General features: G+C 45.1%; 1 protein-coding gene. It reads right to left on the reverse strand.

Annotated elements, in window-relative coordinates; all coding sequences use genetic code 11:
* The coding region (locus ON09_RS23835; protein ID WP_010603584.1) for a hypothetical protein at window positions 1-649 on the reverse strand (649 nt) is incomplete at both ends.

Raw genomic sequence — 649 nt, forward strand, 5'->3', positions numbered from 1 at the left:
GTTGTGTTTGGTGCTACGTTTACAGCACCTGTTGCAGGATCTAAAGTTACACCTGTATTTGTTGTGGAAACTTGTGTAAGTGTCAGTTCAGTTAAATTGGCTGGCGCACCATTATAGGTATCGTTTGCCAATACGTTTGGTACAGCAGTACCACCAGTAAAACCATTTGCAGAACCTGAGTCACCGTTAGCCACGATCGCAATAGGATCTACTGTTACCGTAACGTTCGCAGTTTTAGTCTGACCAGGGTTCAGTTTATCTTCGATCTGGTAAACAACAGTATAAGTTCCTGCAGGCGTATTCGCCGCAACGTTTACTTTTCCGGTTGCCGGATCTAAAGTTACTTTAGTATTCGTTGTTGAAACCTGGGTTAAGGTCACATTTGTCAAAGTTGCTGGCGCACCGTTGTAGGTGTCGTTCGCCAATACATCCGCAACTGCAGTACCACCACCAAAGCCATTTGCAGAGCCTGTATCGTTAGTTGCAACCAAAGTAGGTGCACCAACAGTTACCGTTACAGAAGCTTGTTTGGTTTGGCCAGGGTTTAATTTATCTTCAATTTGATAAACCAGAGTATAAGTTCCGGCAGGTGTATTCGGTGCTACGTTTACTGCACCAGTCGCCGGATCTAAGCTTAAGCCCGGGTTAC

This window comes from Pedobacter agri PB92 (assembly GCF_000258495.1).
GTDB lineage: Bacteria > Bacteroidota > Bacteroidia > Sphingobacteriales > Sphingobacteriaceae > Pedobacter > Pedobacter agri.